Raw genomic sequence first — 25049 nt, 5'->3', positions numbered from 1 at the left:
TGCTCTGACAAAAAATGCCTTATGCGGCAGCACGTTTGTGCTGTCGCTTTCACGCAGTGACGACACAGGAGCGGACAGAATTGTCCGCTCCTTTTTTGTCAGGTACGGCCCCGTTCCAAAAGCCCTGTTTTTTGAAAACAGTTTTTATAAAAATGGTTTGAAGGAGTGGAGCTTTGTGAAAAAAAGGATTCTTTCGTTTTTTCTGGTGCTGTGCCTGACCCTCGGACTTCTGCCGTCGGCGGCACTGGCCGCAGAAACGGCACAGCCGGTGTCCAGCGTCGGTGAGTTTGCCGCCATGGAGCCGGATGGAAACTACGTTTTGACAGATGATATTACAGTGTCTTCCCCCTACGGGCAGCCTTTCAGCGGCAGCTTTGACGGTGGAGGGCACAAGGTAACCCTCACCATTTCCGGCGACAGCAAGCTGGGGCTCTTTTCCGAGCTGTCCTCCGGCGCGACCGTCCGCAATATCATCACTGACGGTTCGGTCAGCGGTACCAGTCAGGTGGGCGGCATCGCGGGCCTCAGCTCCGGTACGATTGAAAACTGTTTGAATACGGCGTCCATCACCGCCGGCAGCAAGTATGCGGGCGGCATCGCAGGACAGTGTACCGGCGGCAGTATCACCGGCTGCGGCAATACCGGAAGTGTGGCGCTCAGCGGAACTGACCAGTACGCTGGCGGCATTGCCGGTCAAACCAAGGCCACTGCCATTACCAACTGCTATAACCAGGGTGAGATTTCCAGTCAACGGAACCGTTCCGGTGCAAACCTGGGCGGTATCGTCGGCTACGCAGGAGATGATTACGGTCGCGGCAGCAGCCTGAACAACTGTTATAGCACCGGCGCCATTACTGTGCAGGAAAAGGCCACCAATTTTGGTGCTATTGCCGGATGGATGTACAATTCCACAGCGGAAAACTGCTATTATCTGGACTCCAGCTGCACCACCGGTACCAACGGCAACAACCAGACGGCTGCCGCTAAAATATCGGAGGAGATGAAGGGTGCGGATTTTGCCGCCGCGTTGGGCGAGGGCTTCCGGGTCAAGGCCGGGGAGTATCCGGTTCTGTCCTGGCAGATCTCTACCGCTTCCACTGTGTTTACCATTGCACCGTCCGCGGCGGAGCTGACCATCCGCAGTGGTGACACCGTCGTGTATTCCTCCAACCAGGGGGAGAGGCGAACCGCCTCCCTGGCCGCCGGCAGCTACACCTACACGGTCAGCTGTGAGGGCTATACGACCCAGAACGGAGAGCTTACCATTTCCGAAGCTCAGGCCAACAGCAGTGCGGAAATCCAGGTGGGCTCCATCATCCTGGAACACGACGAGAGCCAGTGGGGCACCTTGAGCTTTCAGGTTGACGGTGCGGAGGATTATACAATTACCGTGACGCTGGATGGCCAGGAAATGGCCGCCGGGGAAAACGGAGCTTATACGCTGCTCCTGAACAAGACCTATGACTATGTCGTGACGCCGACAGCGGAGCAGGTGGAAGGCGCGCAGGGAAGTATCCGTCTGACTGAGGATAAGACCGAGACGGTCTCCCTGAAAACGGTCACCGGCATTGCGGTCAAAACCCAGCCAGGCAAGACGGAATACTATGTGGGCGACACGCTGGACACCGCCGGCCTTGTGGTAACTGTCAGCTACTCCGACAACTCCACCCGGGAGATCTCCCAGGGCTTCGACGTCAGCGGCTTTGATTCCTCAACAGCCGGGGAGAAGACGGTCACGGTCACCTATTGCGGAAGCAGCGCAACATTCCAGGTTTCCGTGTCGGAGAAGCCCTTCCCCAGCACTGTATTCAACGCTCTGGCCGGGAAAGCCCAGGTGGCGTACAGCCACAATTCCAGCTATAAAGGAGAACCCGGTCAGGAGTTTGTGGAGGAGGACGGCGTTCTCCGCTCCAACAGCAAGAGGCAGAGCAGTTCCCAGGTCACCGTGACCATTACGGTCGACGAGTCCGTTGCCCAGGGCAGCCTTTCCTTCTGGTACAAGGTGTCGTCCGAGGGCTCCTGGACTGTATATGACGGTCTCGTCATCAATAACGGCTCCAAAGTCGGCGGAGAAATAGACTGGACGAAGCATACCCTGGATGTAAAAGGCGGCGACACGGTCACGCTGACCTACGTCAAGGATTCCAGTGGTGACCAGGGAGACGACTGCGTCTATCTGAAGGACTTTGCGCTGGAAACCCTGCACACCGCGACATTTACTCTTAGTCCGGGAAATGCCCAGATGATCCTGAAAGCACAGAACGACGAAGAAACTATCGAGCCTGTCTCCAACAGCACCGGAACGATAGTCTATGCGCTGGCCGACGGCACATATGACTACACGGTATCCTGCTTTGGCTATGCGGAGCGGACGGGGCAGATCACTGTGGACGGCGCTGACGTGACGGAGACGGTGACGCTGGATGCCAGCACCCGGCAAGCCGTCACGTTCCAGGTGACCCGTCCGGAGGACATTTCCGCGCCGTATACGATCAGCGTTCTCTTTCAGGGAAAACCGGTCACCCACAGCGGAGACGAGGCCAATGTGTATCAGCTGCCGGCCGGCGAATATACCTACACGGTTAGCTGCGAGGGCTGTGAGCCCGCCAGCGGTTCCTTCACAGTAAGGGAGGGCGCGGTCACCGTCCCGGTGATGCTGGAACGCCAGTGGACACTTTCCGACTATTTCAAGGCTATTTCTCCTGCCATAACCGCCGAGAACGGCACACGCTACGGCTTTGTCCGGGACACGGAGCATGACGGCGGGCTGATATCCGATAACGCCGGAAAGAGCAGTTCGTCCGCCATCATGACCCTTACCTTCTCCCAGGCTGCCCGGCTGGAGTTTGCCTATCGGGTGTCCTCGGAAGAAAAGTATGACAAATTCACGCTGAAGCATGGGACGGACACGTTGATCACTGCCAGCGGCAATGGGGAATGGACGGAGTTCGCTGTTTCCGTAGCCGCCGACGACTCCCTGACCTTTCAATATGAAAAGGACAGCGGTGGAAATGAAGACAGTGATGCGGTTCGCCTCAAGAATTTCCGTGTGACCACTCTGTACCCGCTGACCTGTGCCGGCCTGCCGGAGGGCGGCACCTTTGCGGTGCGCGATTCCAAGGGACAGACCATTGCGCCCCAGAGTGACGGCACCTATCTTCTGCCGGAGGGCGCGTATACCTATACCGCCTCGGCTTTCGGATACGAGACGGCCCAGGGCAGTATTGCGATCCCCAGTCAAAACAGTGTATCCGTCTCCCTGACAAAGCTTCCTACTTATACGGTGACCTTCCAGATCCCGGAGGGCGCTTCTCTTGCGGTAACGCACCCCACCGCCGGCAGCATGGATGCCTTCCGTCAGGGAAATGCGTTTACCCTGCCTGCCGGAGAGACTTACTCCTATGAAGTCACCAAGGCAAATTGCCTGCCCAGCCGCGGCAGCTTTACGCTGACGGAGGAACGCACCATCGAAGTGGGCACCCTGACGGATGCCGGTGCGGGCTGGGACGGCACGACTGTGACCAAGCCCACGCAGACGGAAGGCGTCTACCAGATCGGCAGCGCGACGGAGTTGGCCTGGTTTGCCCAACAGGCGGAGACGGATGCCGGCCTGCAAGGCGTCCTGACCACCAACATCAATCTCGGCGGAAAGAGCTGGACCGGCATCGGCTCGTATGAGACACCGTTTATCGGTGCTCTGGACGGCGGCGGGCATGTGATCTCCGGCGTCACCGCGCCGCTCTTTGACACGGTGGGCGCAAATGGAACCATCAAAAACCTTGTGGTAATGGGCAGCATTACCGGCAGCGGTCACCTGGGCGGCATTGTCAGCACGCTTTCGGGCACTGTGGAAAACTGCGCTTTTGAGGGCAGCATCACGAACGGCGGCCCCTCCTATGGTTCCGTCAGTCTGGGCGGCATCGTTGGCCGGGGAGAGAAAGGCAGCAGCATCTGTGGCTGCGCTGTTTCGGCGGTGCTCAAGAACAATACCGCGTCGTATAACACCGCATTGCATACCGGCTCCATTGCCGGATATGCCTACGGCATCATTGAAAACTGCTACGCCACTGGAAGCGTCTGGGCCGATTCCAGCCGCGACACCAACTCTGCCCTGGGCGGTCTGGTAGGTACCCTGTATGCGAACGGCACGCTGCGAAATGCCTATTTCTCCGGCACGGTCACCGGCCCGGAGAATGGCATCGGCCTTGTGATCGGCACCAATGCGGGCACGGTGGAGAACACCTTCTTCCTTCCCAACGGATCCATTCCCGCCGTTGCCGACAATAATGCGTCCACTGCACCTGCTGTTACGAAAACCAGCACAGAACAGATGCGAACCGATGCCTTTGCCCACGGACTGGGCAGCGCTTTCCATATGGATACCGGCGGGGTCAACAGCGGCTTCCCCATCCTCAGTTGGCAGGGCGGCAGTGCGCCGGTGGTGAGCACCGACGAGGAGGACGCGACGGCGGATCTGGCGGCGCTGAACCTGCAAACAACAGACGGCAAGACCCTCTCCGCCGACAGCCAGGGTATTTACCAGATCCGGAATGCCCTCACCCTGAAACTGCCCGGACAGGGCGAGCATGGCAGTACCATCACCTGGACGGCATCGCCGGAGGACGGCATCTCCCTGTCTGACGGTATGATCACCCTTCCGGAAAACGGCAAACTGGAGGTCACCCTGACCGCTCAGGTAAAAAAGGGAGAAGCCTCTAAGCAGAAAGAATTCCGGCTGGTTCTCTGGTCCCAGGGCGCGCAGGATCTGGAGACCCTGGAGGGGATCCGTGACGAGGCCCAGTCCGGCGGTACCTTTATCCAGCCTCTGGAGGCTTACGGCCACACCAATATCCGCCAGACCATGGAGCAGTATCTGCTCCGAAAGGATTACCCGGTGGATATGGCCCAGTATAGATATGATGATGACCCCCGTGCCATAAAAGTGGAATTTGTTGCGCCCGGCACCAAAGTTCTGCCTCAGGCCGGCAGCTACCTAGCCAATGATGGTACGATCACCTATTACAGGGATGAAGGCGGCCTGGGCATCAACTACGCAATCTATCGGGATGTGACCTTCCGGCTGCTGCTGGGCGACCAGTCCGTACAGGTGTCGATGACAGTTCACATCGGCTGGGCAAATGACTATCTGGAGGACTATCTCTCCCGTGCGGTGAACTCCATCACCTGGGAGCAGATTCGGGGCGAGAACACCAATACCGCCACAGTGACCCAGGACGAGGGCTGGTGGTACACGGTCACCGTAGACGGCCAGGTAGACAAAGACCTGATCCTTCCCACACGGTTGGATACCTACGGCGATGTACGCATTCAGTGGTCGTCCACTGACACGGATGCGCTGACGGTGCAGACAAATCCGGATGGATCCTACACCGCTACGCTTAACCGCCCGCCGTTCGGTGGCGATCCGTTTACCTTCCCGCTGATCGCCACGGCCCGGTTCAACCGCCTGGATGACTACATGATTCAGGAGGCAACTGCTGAAGGCGCTGTGCAGGACTGGTACGCTGCCATTCGAAAATTCGTTATTACGGTAGCTCCCAATGATGTGGATCAGTCCGCCCAGATCAACGAGGCTCTGGAGAAGTATCCCTCCCTGCTGCGGGACTTTGTGGACAAAGAGACGCCTGTGACTCCCACCCAGGTTACCGCAGATCTGCAAATGCCCACACCTGGCCAGCTGGAGTCTGCCGGTATTCTGCCGGATCGCTATAATCAGAAAGTGTCCATGACCAGCAGCAACACCGATGTGCTGGAATTCAGCGGCTATCACGCTGTGGTCTACCGCCCGCTGCCCAGCAGCCCGGCCGTGGATGTGTCTTATACAGTGCGAATTCTGGATCGCCGCAACAATGCCCTGCTGGGAGAGAAGACGTTTTCCCTGACCGTGCAGCCGTTGACAGAGGATGAAATCAACTCCGCTGCGGCGTTCATGGACAGCGTCTGTACGGAGAACGCCTACTGGAACGGCATCCGCGGCAAGAATACGGATAAGACCCAGGTGACAGAGAATCTGGAACCGTTTGCGGAAGTTTTAAAGGGCGACCAGGGGCAGCCGCAGTATATCTACGGCGCGATCAACCTGACCTTCGGCGGAGCGGAAGTGGATGATCTGCCGGGTTACGACCCGATGAACGCCCAGCCGTGGCGGGAGTATCGCTCCAGCCGTCCCACCGTCATCGCCTGCGAAAATCTCCTGGTCACCCGCCCGGAGTACGACACAAAGGTTACGCTGGACAGTGTCCTGACCCACAGCGCATACGGGAAATACTGGGAGAAATTTGGCAGCAATCCGGCTTACGCGCAGTTTGAACAGTTCTATAAACGCCCGGTTTCTGTGACGGTAACAGTAAAGGGAACCAAGGGCGGAGAGAATCCGAATCCCCAGCCGGAACAGATTCAGGCTACGGTTTCTGTCAGCGGCGGCGGCTTCGAAAACTTTGCTGATTTAAGCGCATACACCTTTACCGGCAGCGGTAGTCAGGACTGGACGGCGTGGGATGCGCTGCAGGCGGCCTTGCGTGAGGCGGGATATCGCTATGAGGGCAGCGGCTCCTATGTCAGCGCTGTGACGGATTCCAACGGCGTTACCCTTTCCGAACTGGAGCATGGCGAAGGCAGTGGTTGGATGTACCGTGTCAACGGTACACTGCCGGAGATAACGCTGAACCAGTATTACCTGAGCGACGGCGATAAAATCACCTTCTTCTATACCGGTGACTACCATACAGTTCCCGGAACTCACGGCTATGACGATAACCAGAAAGCGGCCCAGGCGGTGGAAAAACTCATCAACGCCATCGGAACTGTTACCAAGGACAGCGGCGATAAGATCAAAGCGGCCCGGAAAGCATATGATGCCTTGACCGACACCCAGAAGAAGCTGGTTCGCAACTACAACGTACTGACAGAGGCTGAGGCGGCTTTCGCGGCTCTGGATGCCGGTCTGCCTTTCACGGATGTGGATAAGGATGCCTGGTATTTTGAGGCGGTTCAGTACGTCTATAAAAACGGCCTGTTCAACGGCACCAGTACAACAACCTTCTCCCCTGACGCGGAGATGAGCCGCGCCATGCTGGCTGCCGTGCTGTACCGCCTGGCGGGCTCGCCCGCCGGAGACGGTAAAGCCCCGGCCTTCACCGATGTGGCGCCGGATACCTGGTATACTAACGCCGTAGCCTGGGCCAATGGGAACGGCATCGTCACAGGTTACGGAAATGGTCTGTTCGGTGGCACTGACAGTATCACCAGGGAGCAGCTGGTCGTTATGCTTTACCGTTACGCCAAGTTTATGAAGCATGATACAGCCGCAGCTGGTGATCTCTCGGCATTCACTGACGCCGGGAACGCCAGCGACTGGGCAGTTGAGGCTCTGCGCTGGGCATACGCGGAGGGGCTGATCACCGGGCGTACCGCAACCACTATTGTGCCGCAAGGCACCGCTACTCGGGCCGAAGTGGCCATGATTCTGATGCGTTTTGGCGAGGAACTGGCAAAGTAACTGCCTCCTCGTTGAAGCATACTTCCCTCTCAAGGATCTCCGGGATCCACAGCATCCCCAGCTGTGGATCCCGGAAGTCCGATCCTGAGGAAACAGCAAGTTTGACCCAAAGAACCAGCCCGGCAAAAGTCGGCAGTTGAAGACAAGGGCTGCCATAGGTATCCTTGTCTTCGGATTCCCTTGACAACGTCATAAAAAGCGGATAGAATATTTTCGTGAACAGGTCATATGCTTGACATATGCCAACTGACAAGCCGGTGAGAATCCGGCGCAGTCTTACCTCTACTGTATTTGGCTCCGGCCATAAGCCAGGATTGTCAGCCTGTTCCATGGTAATTGATCAAGGTGGTATCCATTGCCGATTTTTGCAGCCATGCCCATGTATGGGGATGGCCAGGGTTTTTGTACATTTTTGATGTGCAAACGCTCGATTTGCAGGGATCGGCAATGGATATCTGCTTTTTGCCGGCAGACACCATTGTCTGCCGGCTTTTTGTTTTCTGAACCGGCAGCAGATCCCGAAACCGGAAGGGGGTGAAGACCGTCAGCAAGCGAAGACAGGCTCGCCCAGCCAGGCTTACGCCGCAAGAGGCAGAACAATATCGCAATTTGATACAGAAATGGGCACAGCAAGCTCCACCAGAGTACGCAGACAACGGCGAAAAGCACCCTTATACATCTCTTACGCTGTCCAGTGGGCTTGGCAGGGCGGTCTATGCCAGTTATTCCGACGAGGATTTGCTGGCTGTTCTGCACGATGCGGCGTCACGCCTGGGACGTGCGCCCACACAGGATGAGGTCTTTTCTCTGTATCGCATCTACCTGAAAGCGCGGTTTGGTACCTGGCCAGGCGCACTGCGGGCAGCCGGGATGCGGCGATTGCCAACACCGGATTTGATTATGCCGGATTGGTCACAGATGCTGGCGGAGGAGCCGGAGATCTGCGGTGCTCTGGAGGATGTGACCCGCCGCAGATGCCGCCTTGGATACCCGCCGCGCAAACGTGATGTACCGCAGGCGAAGATCCTCTGTGAGCGATTCCGTTCGTGGGAGAACGTAATTGCCGCCGCGGAGCATTTTGAGAAATGGCAGGAGGCGAAGATGGATAACTGACAAGTAAATAGAGCATTTGTTGTGGCCCTGTCTCGGCGGAAGCAGAGGGAGGGATGAACAAGGGAATCGGGTGCAAGTCCCGAACGGTAACCGCCGCTGTAAGCGCCGAGACACCGGATCGTTGACGAAAGTCAGTCACTGGGGAGACCTGGGAAGGCAGATCCGGCGTTGTGGGGAATTTCTCCGGAAGCGCAAGTCAGAAGACCTACAAGGAATGCAAAGGGTCGTCGAAATGCGACCCGACCATGGGAACACGGCTGTGGCGATCATTGGGATCTGTCACGGCATTTTTTATGCCCTGGCAGAGCGACACTCAAAAGGAGAGACGGAGCAAATATGAAGAAACGAGTATTGAGCCTGCTGCTGGTGTTTGTCATGGTACTGGGATTGCTGCCCAGCGGTGTACTGGCGGCGGAGGGCGTAACAGAGGTGTCCAGCCAGGAGGACCTGGCCGGAATGACTGACGGCAGCTATGTCCTGACAGCGGATATTGAACTGAGCGGATGGACAGCCATTGACTTTTCCGGAACCCTGGACGGTAATGGCTACACCATTACTGTGGCCGGCCAGCCGCTGTTTAACACCCTGAGCGGCACCGTACAGAACCTCTGCCTGGACGGTGAAGTAGCAGGCGAGGACGATACCGTAGGTGCGCTGGCCCGCACACAGACAGGCGGAACAGTGAATAACTGCTGGTCTGGGGCCGGATATGATTATACCGCGTGGTGCTTTGCCGGGTTTGTTGGCACCATGGCTGGCGGCACCATTAAAAACTGCCTCTCTACAACGGATAACGCCGACTCCGGCTTTGTTGGTGAGGCGACCGGTCTGCCTGTCATTGAAAACTGCTATTATACCCTCTATGACGCTGTATACAATGGCGACTTTACCGATACGAACAACAAGAAAATCAATGCTGACGAATATCCGTATGCCATGGCGCAGCTGAACGCTGTCCACGAGGCCGGGCTGCTGTACTGGGCTATGGACGAGGGCGGCGTGCCCAAGCCGATTGCTTCAGAGAAACCTGCGGCGGATCGCACGGCACTTCAGGAGCTGTACGACAGGGTAAAGGACAATACAAATGCCGTTCCTGACGAAGAAGATGTTACTTATACATCTGAGAGTTGGGAGGCCTTTGTGGCTGCCCGTGACAAGGCAAAAGCCGTTCTGGACAATGCAGACGCCACCCAGGCCGCCATTGATGGGGCAAGGAAGGATTTGCAGGCGGCAATTGACGGCTTAGTTCCCGACCGCACCACGGCAACGGCGGCGGAACGTGTGGCCCTTCAGGACGAGATCGCAAAAGTGCCCAGTGAAAAGGGCCGGTATACCGATGCCAGCTGGTCTGCCGTACAGGCAGCCCTCAAGCCTGCCAAAAACCTTTTACAGAATCCAGCCGCTACTGCGGAAAAGCTGGCCGAGCAGACTGCTTCCCTGAAAAACGCTGTCGACGCTCTGGTTGAGATCGCAGATCCGGCTGCGGTGACGGAGCTGCCGGAGGGCCAGGAGTGGACGATGATTTCCACAGCCGAGGAGCTGGCGGAGCTTTCGACAAAAGGCGGCGCCGGCTACTATAAACTGAAAAACGACATTGTGGACTATGTGGGTACTTACGATCCGTTTGGTACCCAAATCAAGCCTTTCAATGGTGTGCTGGACGGCAATGGCTTTACCGTAACCTTTGCAGGTGCAGACAAGTATCCGAATCCTGTCATCAACACCCTTGGCCCCAGCGGCGTGATTCAGAACCTGGGTGCCAACGGCAGCATCACCAATGTGCCCCTGGTGGATAAGCTCTATGGTAAGCTGATCAACTGCTATTCCTGGGCGGACACCCAATATGGCGGTCTTGTGGGAACGATGTTCTCCGGCTCTGTCATTGCCAACTGCTATGTGTATCAAATGCCCGGCGGCAGCGGCTCCGGCGGGCTGGTAATGACCGGAAACGGCGGACATATTCTCCACAGCTACTGGCCGGAGGGAAAAGCAATTGGCACTGATACCGGTACTTCCATGGTGGACAGTCAGGACGTCGCCAAGCAAAAAGAGGACAGCTTCCGCGCCATGCTCAACACACACCGCTATGGCGGCATGGAGTGGCACCAGAGTGACAAGGGCCTTCCCTGGCTGGGGGAGGAGCAGGAGTATGTCAAGCCCGACTTCAAGGCTGTAACCGTTACAAACCTGATTACCGAGGAAACTGCCTCGATTGAAGAGCCGGATGATGTGCTGAAGGTAAGCGTATTCGGCGAGCAGGGCGGCGATGTAGCCGCGCTGACCATTGACGGCTACCAGGGCGATCAGCTGGAGTGGGAGACCCCCTCACACGCCACCGATGCCCCCATCATGGTATATTATGACAAAGACTCGGAGCAGACCAGAGTATGGGTGCGCGATGCCGGTACGGTGACGGTCACGGCGTTCTTGAAGGGGACAGAAGGTGCGCCGCGAAAGGAGCTCCAGTCCTTCCAGATCGAGGCCAAGGTGCCCAGCTATTTTGATCTGAAGCTGAAGATTGGCGGCGAGGACTATACCAATAAGACCTATGCGGTGGAGGGCAGCCAGGGCTTTGAGCTGGTTCCCTATGTATCGGTAGAAGGAAAGGAGATCCCGGTTTATTACGGACTCTTCGATTGGGAGAGCAGTAATTCAAGTGCGATCCATGTGGATTCCGATGCCTGGGTGACCATCTATAAAGAAGGAACTGCCAACCTGACGGCGTCCCTCAACGGCGTCTCCGCCGCCGTCCGGGTAACGGCCGGCTACACAGCAGCCACCGGCATCAAGTGCCTGTTTGAGGGAGAATATACCATTCACCGCCGCAGTCCCAACTCCGTCGGACAGAACGGCACCCCCGGCGAGGCCAGCTTCAACCCGCTGCGCCATGTGGATGAAAATGGAGAAGCAATTGTGGGCAGCGAGGAGCATATGGCCCAGGTGGAGCCCGAAGGGGCTACCTATGCCGGCAGCTACGATGTCACCACAAGCGACAAAACCATTATGGAATTCCAGAGCGCTCTGGTACAAAACCTGATTCCCATGAAGGCAGGGATGGTCAACGTCACCGTCACTACCAAAGATCCCAAACTGGATAAACAGTTTACGGATACCAGGGAAGTAACGCTGAACTACCTCAATCCCCTGCAATCCTTGACTGCGGAGAAAACAGAACTGACCGTCAAGGTGGGTGAGACCATCGACGCCGGACTGATTTTCACCGGCGAGAACGATACCAAATGGCCGGAGAAGTATCCCAAGGGTCTCCACGTCTCCGAGAGCTACATGACCTGGGAGCAGAGCGGCGAAGGCCAGGTGCTTGCCTACCGCAGCTATCCCGTCATCATGCAGGGCGATGAAGACTTCTCCCTGGAAGAGGGCACTGTTTCCAACGACCAGTGGCTCATCAAGGGCGTAAAGGAAGGAACCGTCACCCTCAAAGGCACCGCCAAGGATACCACCAACGGCACCAAAACCATTGAACTCACGGTTCATGTGAAGGCCGGCGACCCCGCCCTCAACAAACCGGTAGAGGAGCAGGTGGCCGATGCCCTGGCCAAGACCGGCGCATACCAGCTCAATGCCCTGAACAACGCTCCTGCCTTCCTTCAGGAGTGGAGCATCCTGGGCTTGGCCCGGGCAGGCATCGAAGTGCCCGAAAATTTCTATGAGACCTACTATGCCTCCGCCTATGAAAAGGTGCAGGAGCAGAAAAAGGTAAGCTCCCGCCCCTGGGACAATAAGATCACCGAGACCCAGCGGCTGGCCCTGGCTCTGACCGCCATCGGTAAGGATCCCACCGATGTGGGCGGCGTCAATTTGTTGGATTACAGCTGGAACAAGGAAACCTATTGGAATGGAGCTGTGTTGGGCGATATGCAGGGCTCCAATGAGCTGATTTACGCCCTGCTGGCCATCAATGCTCATGCCAGCCTGAAGGAATCCCGCCCAGAATCCGTTACCATGACCGAACAGCAGATGATCGATAAGCTGCTGGGCGTCTATCAGGCCGAGGAAGGCGGCTTCGGCCTCAGCGGCCCGTCCTTTGATGTAGACATCACCGGCATGGCCCTCCAGGCTCTGGCCCCTTATTACAATACCCGTGAGGATGTAAAAGAGGCCGTGGACAAGTCGGTGACCCACCTGTCCCAGGCCCAAGGCACCGACGGTTCCTACGGCAATCCGGAGGCCACCAGCCAGGTGATCGTGGCCCTGTGCACCCTGGGCATCGACCCGGATCAGGACGAGCGCTTCATCAAAGTGGGCTCCAGCCTGGTGGACGGCCTGCTGATGTACGCTTTGGAGGACGGCTCCTTCCGCCACTCCATGAACGGTGGCTCTGACGGCATGGCTACCGAGCAGGCTCTCTACACCCTGGCGGCCCTCAGCCGGTTCTATGCAAACCCCAGAGGGAACAGCCTGTATGACATGAATGACGTGACCTTCGGCAGCAGCGGCGGCACGACGGTCACCGGCGTGACTCTGACTCCCACCAGCGCAAAGATCGAGACCGGCAAGACGGCACAGCTCAATGCCCTGGTCATTCCCGCCACGGCGGCAAACAAGAATGTTACCTTCTCCAGCAGCAAGCCGGAGGTGGCCACTGTCAGCAAAACCGGCCTGGTCACCGGCGTGGCAGAAGGCACCGCTACCATCACCGTCACCACGGCGGACGGCAACAAGACTGCCACGGCCTCCATCACCGTTACCAAGGCCGGAGAGATCAAGCCCGAGGACAAGGCCACCGTCACCCTCTCCATCGACAAGCTGACCATCAATAAAGGCTATGTCCTGAGTCCCACCGAGGTGGAGATCGTCAAAGGTGAAACCGTGTGGGATGTACTTAAGCGGGAGATGGATCGGCGCGGGATCAAGTATCAGTACAGCAATAACAGCCAGTATAACAGTGTTTATGTAGAGTCCATTGACGGCGACGGAGAGTTTGACCATGGCTCCGGCAGCGGCTGGAAGTACAGCGTAAACGGCGTCTATCCCGACTACGGATGCAGCCGCTACACCCTCACCGGCGGCGAGGTCATCAAGTGGCGCTACACCACCAACCTGGGTGTGGATCTGGGGGACGATCCCAATGCCGGACAGACCGGCAAGCCGGAAGAGGGCGGTACCAGCACCATTACCCCGGAGATCAAGCCGGACAAGAACGGCAGTGCCAAGGTCACAGTGGATGAAACTCAGATGAAGGACGCTATCGCTACGGCCAAGACCGAGGGCAGCAGCTCCATTGTTATTGCGCCTCAGGTCACCGGCGAGGCCAAGAAGGTGATGACGGAAGTTCCTACCCAGTCCCTGAAGGACGTGGTCAAGAACACCGACGCGGCCCTGGAAGTGCAGACCGGCGTGGGCAGCGTGTCCATCCCCAACGACGCTCTGGACAGCCTTACCCGACAGGCCGGCGGCAGCACCGTGACGATCACAGTGGAAGCCAAGAAGCCTGAGGATGTCAAAGAGCAGGTAAGCGCTTCCCAGTTGGAAGGCGCGATGGTGGCAAAGGTGTCCATTACCTCCGGCAAAAAGGAACTCACCACCTTTGACGGAAAATCCTTGACCGTCACCATTCCGGTGACTGGCTCCGCCTTTGTCTCCGGCGAGACTTACAAGGTGATCGCGCTCAGTGCCGACGGCTCCAAAGAAACTGTTTCCGGAACCTGCATCAAGCAAAACGGGAAACTGAGCATGCAGGTGAAGATCACCCATCTGAGCACCTTTGTGGTGACCACACAGAAGGCCATGCCCTTCACCGATCTGTCCGGCCACTGGGCCGCTGAAGCCATTACTTATGTCTATGGAAACGGCCTGATGAACGGCACCAGCGACACTACTTTTGCTCCTGACGAGTCCCTGAACCGGGCCATGCTGGCCACCATCCTGTATCGTCTGTCCGGCGAGCCTGCTGCAAGGGGTGAAGGTAAAACGTTTATGGATGTGGCACCGGATACCTGGTATACCTCTGCCGTGGCCTGGGCCAGCGCCAACGGTATCGTCAGCGGCGTCGGCGATGGCAAGTTTGCACCCACGCAGGCGATCACCCGCGAAGAGTTGGCTACCATGCTTTATCGCTACGCCAAGTACAGCAAATTGGATACCATTGCCAAAGGCGACCTGAGCAAGTTCGCTGACAGCGATCAGATCGCCGCCTGGGCTTCCGACGCCATGGCGTGGGCAGTGGGCGCTGGGCTGATTTCCGGCAAAACCGCCAATGTCGTTGATCCCACCGGTACGGCCACCCGTGCCGAAGTGGCGACCATTCTCATGCGTTTCACAGAATTGACGAAATAACAAACGGCGTGGGGGGGCGTAAGACACCCCGGCACGGAAAGGAGTTCCTATGAAAACGGTTTTCAAACGCGGAACAGGCTTTCTGCTGGCTTTCATGCTACTGCTCAATCTGAGTGTCCCCGCATTTGCGGCGGAGACGGATTTGACCGCCGCAGTGCAGGGAAGCGCCAAATATATGCTCAACACCGTTCGTGAGCCTCAGGTGGGATCCGTGGGCGGCGAATGGGCGGTCATTGGCCTGGCCCGTTCCGGCTACGACGTTCCCCAGAAATACTGGGATGATTATTACGCCACAGTGGAGGACTATGTGGAGGAGCACAAAGGTAACCTTCACGACAAGAAGTACACCGAATATTCCCGCCTGATCGTGGCCCTCACCGCCATCGGCGCCGATCCCACCGACGTGGCGGGCTATAATCTGCTCACCCCTCTGGGAGACTTTGACAAAACCATCTGGCAGGGCATCAACGGCCCAATCTGGGCGCTGATCGCGCTGGACGCAGGAAATTATGATATGCCCCGGAACCAGAACACCAAAACCCAGGCCACCCGGCAGATGTATGTGGACGAGATCCTTGCCCGGCAGCTCAACGACGGCGGCTGGAACCTGACCGACAAGGGCGGTGCCGGTCAGAGCGACCCCGATATTACCGGAATGGCCCTCCAGGCTCTGGCCGGCTATCAGTCCCAGCCCGAGGTCAAGGCGGCTATTGACCGGGCGCTGGATTACCTGAGCGCAGCCCAGGAGAGCAACGGCGGCTATGCCAGCCATAATACCAGCAGCTCCGAAAGCGTGGTACAGGTTATCGTGGGCCTGTGCGCCCTGGGCATTGATCTGAATGATGCCCGCTTTGTCAAAAACGGCCATACCTTGCTGGAGAACCTGCTCAGCTACCGGCAGGACAACGGCAGCTTCCTCCATACCTCCGCCGGAAACGGCGACAGCCAGATGGCCAGTGAGCAGGGCCTCTACGGCCTGGTGGCGGCCCAGCGCGCCGCGGCTGGAAAGAGCACACTCTACCACATGGATGATGTGACCATCCATGTGAGCGGTGTGACAAAGGAAACCATTGGCCTGCCCGGCAAGCACGCCGACGTCAAGCCGGTACCTGTCAGCGGCAGTGTCTCCTTTGCCGATGTGGCCGGTCACGCCAACCAGAAAGCCATCGAGGCACTGGCTTCCCGGGGTATTATCACCGGCAAGGGCGACAACCGCTTTGACCCCAACGCCACCATGACCCGTGCGGAGTTTGCTGCCATCGTTGTGCGGGCTCTGGGGCTGACGCCCAAGGCCACCAACGCCTTTACCGATGTCTCCTCCAACGCGTGGTACGCCGGTTATGTGGGGACTGCCTATTCCTACGGCATCATTACCGGGGCAGGCAACGGGCGCTTCAATCCCGACGGCACCATTACCCGGCAGGAAGCCGCCGTCATGGTGGCCCGTGCCGCCAAGCTCTGCGGTATGGATACGGAGTTGGAAAACTACGAGATCCTCAATGTTCTGGCACAGTTTACCGACTATGTGACCATTGCCCAGTGGGCTCAGGAGGGCGTTGCGTTCTGTTATGGCGAGGACATCCTCAACCAGAGCGACCTGAATGTGGAGCCTGCCCGTGCGATCCTGCGCTGTGAGATCGCCGAAATGCTGTATCGTATGCTGGACAGCGCCAAACTGCTGTAAGGAGAATCCGTCATGTGGTGGAAACAGCATAAATGGAAGGTACTCATACCGGTTCTGATCGCGGCGGTACTGGCCGGCGCGTTTTGGTATGGCGGCAACGCCCCCGGCGCACGGGGTTGGACTGTCCCGGTAAATGAGGCATCCCAGCCTGCGCTGGAAGGAGATCTGCATAATACGGCGGAACCGGAGCAGACGCAGGAGCCGTCGGCAGTTCCGACCCCTGGGGAGACGGCTGCGGAACATACACCGGAGCCCTCCGCAGTGGTGGATGATACAAAGGAAGAACCAGCGAAAGCGACACCGGAGCAGACTGCTGAGCCTCCCGCTTCCAAGCAGCCCGAACAGCCCCGGCCATCCGACCAGCCGGAGATGGTCATTAACCCGGAGACGGGAAAGGATCAGTATTTGACCGATCCGGTACCGGAAGGCAAACCGCTGCCGGTGGAGCCTCAGGATGTGACCATCGGCACAACAGCGTACAGCTGCACCATTTCCATCTCCTGCGCGACCATTCTGGATAATCTGGATCTCTGCGATCCGGAAAAGAAAGAGCTGGTTCCGGAGGACGGATGGATCCTGGAACCTATGACCGTCACCTTCTATGAAGGAGAGAGCGTCTTCAACGTACTCCAGCGCACCTGCAAGCAGCAGAAGATCCATATGGAGTTTGAGGATACGCCTATGTATAACTCCGCCTATATCGAAGGCATCCACAACCTCTACGAATTCGATGTGGGCGAGCTGTCCGGCTGGATGTACAGTGTCAACGACTGGTTTCCCAACTACGGATGCAGCCGCTATCAATTGCAGGACGGCGATGTAGTGGAGTGGGTCTATACCTGCGATTATGGAGCTGATGTCGGCAGGCCGGTAGCGTAACAGAAAGGAGACCTCCGTGCAAAATCGAGATGCCTTTTCCAGCTGCCACCCAGTCATCAATTTCCTGTATTTTGCGCTGGTCCTGCTGGTGACCATGTTCTGCCTGCACCCTATCATTTTGGGGCTTTCTCTGGCTGGCAGCGTGGTCTATGCGGTGTACCTCAACGGTCAGCGGGCGGTGCGGTTTTCCCTGGCGTTTCTCCTGCCCATGATGCTCCTGACACTGATAATCAATCCCGCCTTCAATCACCAGGGCATTACGATCCTGACCTATCTGCCCACGGGTAACCCCCTGACGCTGGAGAGCATTCTCTACGGCGTTTCCGCCGCCGCCATGCTGGCCGCCGTGATCTCCTGGTTTTCCTGTTATACCGCCGTGATGACCTCCGACAAGTTCGTGTATCTGTTCGGCAGAGTGATCCCGGCCCTGTCCCTGGTGCTGTCCATGACGCTGCGCTTTGTGCCCAAGTTCAAGGCGCAGCTTCATGTGGTCAGCGAGGCCCAGCGATGTGTGGGGCGGGACGTCTCCGACGGCAGCCTCCTGCGGCGGATCCGAAACGCCGTGACGATCTTCTCCATTATGGTCACCTGGGCGCTGGAAAATGCCATTGAGACGGCGGACAGCATGAAGAGCCGGGGCTATGGGCTGCCGGGCAGAACGGCATTTTCCATTTACCGCTTTGATGAGCGGGACAAGATGATCCTGCTGTGGCTCTGCTTCTGCGGGGGTGTTCTCGGCTGGAGCGCATTGACAGGCGGCCTTTTCTGGCGGTATTATCCAACCATAAAAGGCGCGCCGCTGACTCCTGTGACCGTCTGCCTTCTGCTTTGCTGGGCAGGGTTGTGCCTGACGCCGGTGGCAATCAACGTCCATGCAGACCGGGTGTGGGCTGGGCTGCATAGTAAGGAGACTGCAACATGATTCAAAGTATGAGCCTGCCGCTCTATTCTGATACGCTGCGGGAATACCGGGACTGGACGGACCTGCAGCAGGAGGTGCACGCCCTGGGCTGTGACGGCATTGAGGCCATATGGGGTGGGGAACCCATCCCGGAAGCACTCCCTGCCGGGCTGGTACAGGGCTACCACCTGATCTTTTTCCATGACTGGGTGGATCTCTGGAACGGTAACTGGCCGGCGTTGAAGGAGAAATACGGCACTTTGGAACAAGCCTCCGCTGTGTACGGCGGACTGGGCCGGGAGACGCTGCTGCGGCAGTACCGTGACGACCTGGAACGTGCAAAACACCTGGGCGCCGAATATGTGGTGTTCCATGTTTCAGACGTCTCCATGGAGGAGTGCTTCACCTATCGCTTCTCCCATACCAACGATCAGGTCATTGCCGCCGCTCTGGAGCTCATCAACGAGCTTTTGCCTGGAAAACAGTGGCCATTTGCTTTTCTGGTGGAAAACCAGTGGTGGCCGGGCTTTACCTTCACCGAGCCCAGGCAGACAGAGCGGCTGCTGGACGGCATACGCTATGCCAATAAAGGAATCCTGCTGGATACAGGGCATCTGATGAACTGTTGTACCGAACTGCGAAGCCAAAGTGAGGGAGCCGCCTATATCAGCGCTATGCTGGATCGGCACGGCAGCCTCAGCGCTATGATTCGCGGCGTCCATTTCCATCAATCTCTCAGCGGCCCCTATGTCCAAACCCATACAGGGCGATTGCCGGAAGGCTGGCCGGAGGAATTCGAGCAGCGTTTTTCCATCAATTATGCCCATGTCCTTCAGATCGACCAGCACCGGCCCTGGACAGATTCAGCCATATTGCCCGTTCTGGAGCGGATCGCCCCGACATGGCTGACCCACGAATTGACCTCCCGTGCCAGAGCGGAACGGGTACAAGCGGTAGAGATCCAACAGATCCTGCTGCGGAAGAGAGAGAATATTCCATGACAGACACCTTTGTAATTGAACACCTTTGCTTTTCCTATCCAGAGCAGTCCGGGGTTATCCTGCGGGACATGAGCCTGACTGTCCGGCGGGGAGAATTTCTGGTACTTTGCGGACCCTCCGGCTGCGGAAAGTCCACGCTGCTGCGGCAGCTGAAAACAGTTCTCGCGCCTCATGGCAGACGGAGCGGCACCATTCTCTTTGAAGGACAACCGCTGGATTCCATGGATCAGCGGCAGCAGACGGAGCGAATCGGTTTTGTCCAGCAGAGTCCCGACAACCAGATCGTCACTGACAAGGTCTGGCATGAGCTGGCCTTTGGGCTGGAGAGCCTGGGCTATGAAACGCCGGTGATCCGCCAGCGGGTGGCGGAGATGGCGGCCTTCTTTGGCATCGAAAACTGGTTTTACAAAAATGTGACCGAGCTGTCCGGCGGACAGAAGCAGCTGCTCAATCTGGCCTCCGTCATGGCCATGCAGCCTTCCGTACTGATCCTGGACGAACCCACCTCCCAGCTGGATCCCATCGCAGCGTCGGATTTTCTGGCCACCCTTGGGCGGATCAACCGGGAGCTGGGCACAACCATCATTCTGACCGAGCATCGTTTGGAAGACGCCTTCCCCCTGGCCACCAGAGTTGCCGTCATGGAGGAAGGGCGGCTGCTGTGCAGCGGCACACCTGCCGAGGTGGGCGCTGCCCTGCGGACGAGCGGGCACACCATGTTTCTGGCCATGCCCACTGCCATGCGGGTGTGGGCGGCAGTGGAACAGAACGGTTCATGCCCCGTTACAGTTCGGGAAGGCCGGGAGTGGCTGACAGACTATGGAGCAAAGCATCCGCTGCATCCAATACCGCCGGAACCGTCACGGGTATATCCGGAAGAGCCTGTACTGGTGGCATCGGAGCTGTGGTTCAAGTATGAGAAAGACGGCCCGGATGTGGTGCGAGGATTGGGCCTCACCCTGAAAAAAGGGGAGTTCTACGCCCTTCTGGGCGGAAACGGCGCCGGTAAATCCACGTCTCTAAAGCTGCTGGCCGGACTTTTGAAGCCCTATCGGGGAACGGTAAACTGCCAGGGCACAATCGGTGTTTTGCCCCAAAATCCCCAGGCCCTCTTTGTAAAGAAAACGGTTCGGGAGGATTTGGCAGAGATTCTGGGCGGCAGAAAAGCCGAGCAGGCGGAGCGGATCGCCCATGTGGTCGCTCTGTGCCGACTGGAAGGCCTGTTGGATCGTCACCCCTACGACCTGTCCGGAGGTGAGCAGCAGCGGGCGGCTTTGGCCAAGGTCTTACTGCTGGATCCTGACATTTTGCTGATGGACGAGCCCACCAAGGGACTGGACGCGGAGTTCAAACAGGTGCTTGCGGAGATTTTGCAGGTGCTTTTGCGGCGGGGCGTTACGATTCTGATGGTCAGTCATGATATCGGATTCTGTGCCCGCTATGCCCATCGCTGCGCTCTGTTTTTTGACGGCAGCACCGTGGCAGAGGGTACGCCCCGGGCATTCTTTTCCGGCAACAGTTTTTATACTACCTCTGCCAACCGTATGGCGCGGGAGCTTGAGCCTGAAGCTGTGACGCCGGAGGACGTGATTGCCCTGTGCGGCGGGTATCTGCCGCCTGCGCCGGAGCTGCCGGACGACATCCCTCCCCTGCCGGAGCCGAAAGAAGGAAGCCCGGCGGAAAAACCCAAAAAGCTGCCCTGGTGGCGCAAGCTGCTGGCGGCCTTGTCAGCGGGGGTCGCGCTTTTTCTGTTTCTTTCTTTTATGGGCGTGACCGATCTAACCGCATTGGTCACCGCCGAGGGGCTGACTTCCCTGGCGGGAGAGCAGCTGCTGCTATACCTGGTTTTTTGCAGTTCCCTGATCGTATTTGCCGTCTGTATTACACGCCGCAGCCATCGGCCGGACTATCTGAGGCAGACACCGAAGGAACAGCGGAAGCTGGCCAAACGCACACTGGCGGCAACGATTCTGATTGTACTGCTTATTCCGGTGACGCTCTTTGTGGGGATCACCTATCTGGGCGGGAAGAAGTATTATTTTATCTCCCTCCTGATCCTGCTGGAAACCATGCTTCCCTTTTTCCTGGCCTTTGAAGGCCGGAAGCCCCAGGCCCGGGAGCTGGTCATCATCGCGGTGCTGTGTGCCATTGGCGTGGCGGGCCGGGCATTCTTTTTCATGCTGCCCCAGTTCAAGCCGGTGATGGCGGTGACCATTATTGCAGGCGTGGCCTTTGGCGGGGAAACCGGCTTTTTGGTGGGAGCCATGACTATGCTAGCTTCCAACGTCATGTTCGGGCAAGGCCCCCTGGCACCATGGCAGATGTTTTCCATGGGTATCATCGGATTTCTGGCGGGCATTTTGTTCCGCAAGGGACTTTTGATGAGGACCCGGGGCGCATTGTGTGTCTTTGGTGCTCTCTGCGCGATTCTGATTTACGGTGGTATCATGAATCCGGCTTCGGCTCTGACGGCAAACCGGGAACTGACAGGCGGCATCTTGCTGAGCAGTTATGTCGTAGGAATGCCCTTTGACTGCATCCACGCCATGGCCACCTGGCTGTTTTTGTGGTTTGGTGCGGAACCTATGCTGGAAAAACTGGATCGTATAAAGGTCAAATATGGTCTGGTTGAGTAAATGCGTTGAGAACCTCAGAAGGATATCTTTGTTAACAGCGTATTAAAATCATCTTCCTTCACCAGATTCCCTCAATAGAGTGAAGATAGCATACGGCTTTCCAGGATATTCTCGTTCTATTTTTATCGTTTCTTTGACCACACAACCAGCCACAGACAGGGTCGAAACAGCCGGAAAGTGTGCGTTTCAAACGAACCGGAAAACAATCTATTCGGAATAGAAATGGCTGTAAACCTCCAAAAAAGATTAGAAAAAAGCAAAACTTGGTGTTGACGTGCGGGAGGTCACAGGTTCAAGTCCTGTATCGTCCACCAGACCAATCCCCTGAAGCCGCGAGGCTTTGGGGGATTTTGTTTTGCTTAAAACAGGTCTTAGCTTTATGGAAAAAGCTTTGTCACGGCATTTAAAGATATTAGCCCCACTTCGGGTGGAGGAGAGATTATTGGCAAAACCTTTTCACAAACACAGCAAACAGACGCCACGATTTCGCCACCTTGCTCGCCAGACCAACTGAATGACTCCGATAAGCATACAGAAGGCCCGGGCTATGGGTGCTTTACAGCATCCCATGGCCCGGGCCTTCCATATGTGGCAGGCCTGTGCTCGACAGGTCTGCCAGGGGGGGATTTTTTAGACTTAACCTTTTGGCGGCATCACGGTTGCTGTACCATCCACCACTATGGCACCAGCTTGATTCATGCATTGGGTGGAGAGTTTAGCAATGTTTTTCTCTGGAAGCAATTCAGTCACCGTGCATATAGCCGTAATTGTATCGCCAAAATATACCGGCTTTTTGAATTTTAAATCCTGACCTAAGTAAATGGTCCCCGGTCCAGGCAGCTTCATGGCCAGGACGGCAGAAATAAAGCCAGCGCTGAGTATCCCATGCGCAATGCGTTTGCCGAACATGGTCCGTGAAGCGCTTTCTTCATTTACATGCGCAGGATTGTGGTCTCCGGTGATCCCTGCAAACAGATATACATCCGACTCAGAAATCGTTTTTGATACACTCGCGGTATCCCCAACCTTCATTTCACAAATAGTCATCGCAACCTCCGCTTTCAGATCATTCTTCCACCGGATCATAGTACTGTACCCGCTGCAGTACTCCGTCTGTGACGTATAGACGTCCAGTCGTGGGGTTGACGGCACATCCCATGGGGGAGAAGAAATTGCCGTCTGAGCTGGACATGCTTCCCCAGGTCTCCAGAAGCGTTCCGCTGTCATCATATACCCGCATACATTTGTGGGATGTATCAGACACGATCACGTTGCCGTCGCCATCTATGGCGATTCCATAGGGCAGCAGCATAGCTCCCGCAGATTTCTCCGCATCATAGTTCTGCAGCGGATCGGTCTCAGGGGTTCCCAGCTCGCCCAGATAGGTACCGTTCAGAGAAAAGATCTGAACACGGTTATTGCCGCAGTCCACAACATATAGCGCAGTGGTTCCATTATAGGTGCCGATTTTCAAATCACAGGGCTTATTGAATTGTCCCGAGGAAGAGCCTGTTCCGCCCCAGGATCTTACCGGTATGCCATTGTAAAAAACCTTGATCGAATCCGTTGCCCAATCGGACACATAAAGATACCCATTTTGGTCCACCGCCACGCCCCAAGGCTGGCCTACCGCTGCGGCCAGCACAAAACTGAAGCCCATGGCATATTTTTTTACAACTCTTCCATTCCCAAAATCCGCCACATATAAAGTGCTGTTTTTGTCAACCGCGGTCTGCTTGGGATAGAGGAAATAGTTTAATGCCGTCCCATACCCATACGGGCCGCCAATCCCGCCCATACTGCCTAAAAATGTGCCGTTTTCGGAAAAGATCTGGATCCGATGGTTAAACGAGTCGCTCACATATACTTTTCCATTATTAGGATCCACACACACGCTCTGGGGATTGGAAAACGTACCTGCTGCATTGCGGTATGTCCCGTATTCCGTAAACAGATTGGTATTATTCAAAATGGAGTTGTACTTCAAAATTCTGCTGTGGGAATCCAACACGATAAGAAATCCATTATTTATGATGGCGTGAGTGGGCAGGCTCATTCCAAGATATCCATTTTGAGACTGGTAGAAGGAAAACCCCTGTTCATAGCTGTTATAGACCATGACACGATTGTTGGAGCTATCTGTAACCGCCACACGGCCGGTAGCTTTGTCCACATAAACTCCCCGGGGGTGGTTCATAATTCCCGGCTGAAAACTGGTGACATTATATGGATTATAAACTCCATATGTGCCAAAAGAGTCCACATATTCCCAGCTGGGATATGTCTCAAAAACCTGGATTCTGTTGTTGTATGTATCGGCAACATAAACACGGTCCTGGGCATCAATGGAGAGTCCCTGCTGCACCGCGAAATATCCCGCCTGACTGCCGTACGAGCCATACGAGGCAATAAATTTGCCGTCCTCACTGAATTTCTGGATGCGGTGATTTAGCTCGTCGCTTACATAATAGTTTCCTCTGCTGTCCTGAACAATAGAACGGGGAATGTTGAACTGACCGTCCCCTGTACCTGGTCCGCCCCAGGAGTCCACCAGTTCCAGTTCCTGTGAATATTTCAGGATCTTATTGCTGCCCAGCTCATTGACCAAAATGTAGTCATTGTTGTCTACATAAACAAACAACGGCATATCGATGTTTTCGATGGTGTCCACCTTTTGCATACCGCTGTTCAGTTTTAGAATTCGGCCATTCGCCATATCCGCTACATAAAAATAGCCATTGGAGTCTTTGGAAATCGCCACAGGGGTGCCCAGAACATACCCATTGAAGGGATCAGATTCCTGCCCTATCACGCCAGCATATTCATACCCGCTGTAAGAAGCATTTGCCGCGGTCAATGTGATGAGCAGCATCAGCGCAACAACAGATGTCAAAGTCCGAATAAACCTCTGTTTTCTTTTCACGATCAAGCCCTCCCATTTAAATGCAGCCGCGCTAAAAGGCAAAGAGCAGAGACTTTTCATCTGCATCAGACAGGATCCATCTCTGCTCTTTCCCGC

General features: G+C 56.6%; 10 protein-coding genes and 2 riboswitches. Of the genes, 8 read left to right on the top strand and 2 right to left on the bottom strand.

Annotated features, from left to right (window positions below; all coding sequences use genetic code 11):
• Positions 1–175: 175 nt before the first annotated feature.
• The 8 genes from ACTNB1_RS09420 to ACTNB1_RS09385 all read left to right on the top strand — a co-directional run bounded on the left by ACTNB1_RS09420 (position 176) and on the right by ACTNB1_RS09385 (position 22030).
• Positions 176–7519 (top strand): S-layer homology domain-containing protein, encoded by a 7344-nt coding sequence (locus ACTNB1_RS09420; RefSeq protein ID WP_441169078.1) that lies wholly within the window; start codon positions 176–178, stop codon positions 7517–7519.
• Between the two features lie 204 nt (positions 7520–7723).
• A riboswitch (cobalamin riboswitch) is annotated at positions 7724–7859 on the top strand.
• 194 nt (positions 7860–8053) lie between these two features.
• Positions 8054–8632: a homing endonuclease associated repeat-containing protein gene (locus tag ACTNB1_RS09415; protein WP_294698267.1), complete on the top strand. Its 579-nt coding sequence runs from the start codon at positions 8054–8056 to the stop codon at positions 8630–8632.
• A gap of 2 nt (positions 8633–8634) precedes the next feature.
• Positions 8635–8859, top strand: a riboswitch (cobalamin riboswitch).
• 109 nt (positions 8860–8968) lie between these two features.
• Complete coding sequence (locus ACTNB1_RS09410; protein ID WP_441169077.1) at positions 8969–14929, top strand: S-layer homology domain-containing protein; 5961 nt, start codon at positions 8969–8971, stop codon at positions 14927–14929.
• 49 nt (positions 14930–14978) lie between these two features.
• The gene (locus ACTNB1_RS09405; RefSeq protein ID WP_441169075.1) at positions 14979–16613 is read left to right on the top strand and encodes an S-layer homology domain-containing protein; all 1635 of its coding nucleotides are present in this window, start codon (positions 14979–14981) and stop codon (positions 16611–16613) included.
• Positions 16614–16625: 12 nt separating this feature from the next.
• The gene (locus ACTNB1_RS09400; protein WP_441169074.1) at positions 16626–17492 is read left to right on the top strand and encodes a DUF4430 domain-containing protein; all 867 of its coding nucleotides are present in this window, start codon (positions 16626–16628) and stop codon (positions 17490–17492) included.
• Between the two features lie 16 nt (positions 17493–17508).
• On the top strand, positions 17509–18414 hold the full coding sequence (locus tag ACTNB1_RS09395) for an energy-coupling factor transporter transmembrane component T (protein ID WP_242623773.1): 906 nt from the start codon (positions 17509–17511) through the stop codon (positions 18412–18414).
• Positions 18411–19394, top strand: a complete 984-nt coding sequence (locus tag ACTNB1_RS09390) for a TIM barrel protein (RefSeq protein ID WP_441169072.1) — start codon at positions 18411–18413, stop codon at positions 19392–19394. Before ACTNB1_RS09395 ends, ACTNB1_RS09390 begins: the two co-directional genes overlap by 4 nt.
• Positions 19391–22030: an ATP-binding cassette domain-containing protein gene (locus tag ACTNB1_RS09385; RefSeq protein WP_441169071.1), complete on the top strand. Its 2640-nt coding sequence runs from the start codon at positions 19391–19393 to the stop codon at positions 22028–22030. Before ACTNB1_RS09390 ends, ACTNB1_RS09385 begins: the two co-directional genes overlap by 4 nt.
• A gap of 636 nt (positions 22031–22666) precedes the next feature.
• Here ACTNB1_RS09385 and ACTNB1_RS09380 read toward each other — a convergent pair.
• Both ACTNB1_RS09380 and ACTNB1_RS09375 read right to left on the bottom strand, forming a co-directional pair.
• A complete protein-coding gene (locus ACTNB1_RS09380; protein ID WP_441169119.1) occupies positions 22667–23077 on the bottom strand; it encodes a MaoC family dehydratase in 411 nt (136 codons plus the stop codon).
• Positions 23078–23096: 19 nt separating this feature from the next.
• On the bottom strand, positions 23097–24953 hold the full coding sequence (locus ACTNB1_RS09375; RefSeq protein WP_441169070.1) for an NHL repeat-containing protein: 1857 nt from the start codon (positions 24951–24953) through the stop codon (positions 23097–23099).
• Positions 24954–25049 lie beyond the last annotated feature (96 nt).

The organism is Flavonifractor sp. HCP28S3_F3 (assembly GCF_052065355.1).
GTDB lineage: Bacteria > Bacillota > Clostridia > Oscillospirales > Oscillospiraceae > Flavonifractor.
Note: the sequence above shows the minus strand (reverse complement) of the source record. Positions and strands in the feature narration are given on the sequence as shown.

What these genes read in the sequence shown, in the direction of transcription:
- ACTNB1_RS09410 (WP_441169077.1), top strand. Translation starts at nt 8,969, where the DNA reads ATGAAGAAACGAGTATTGAGCCTGCTGCTGGTGTTTGTCATGGTACTG.
- ACTNB1_RS09405 (WP_441169075.1), top strand. Translation starts at nt 14,979, where the DNA reads ATGAAAACGGTTTTCAAACGCGGAACAGGCTTTCTGCTGGCTTTCATG.
- ACTNB1_RS09400 (WP_441169074.1), top strand. Translation starts at nt 16,626, where the DNA reads ATGTGGTGGAAACAGCATAAATGGAAGGTACTCATACCGGTTCTGATC.
- ACTNB1_RS09390 (WP_441169072.1), top strand. Translation starts at nt 18,411, where the DNA reads ATGATTCAAAGTATGAGCCTGCCGCTCTATTCTGATACGCTGCGGGAA.
- ACTNB1_RS09385 (WP_441169071.1), top strand. Translation starts at nt 19,391, where the DNA reads ATGACAGACACCTTTGTAATTGAACACCTTTGCTTTTCCTATCCAGAG.
- ACTNB1_RS09380 (WP_441169119.1), bottom strand. Translation starts at nt 23,077, where the DNA reads ATGACTATTTGTGAAATGAAGGTTGGGGATACCGCGAGTGTATCAAAA.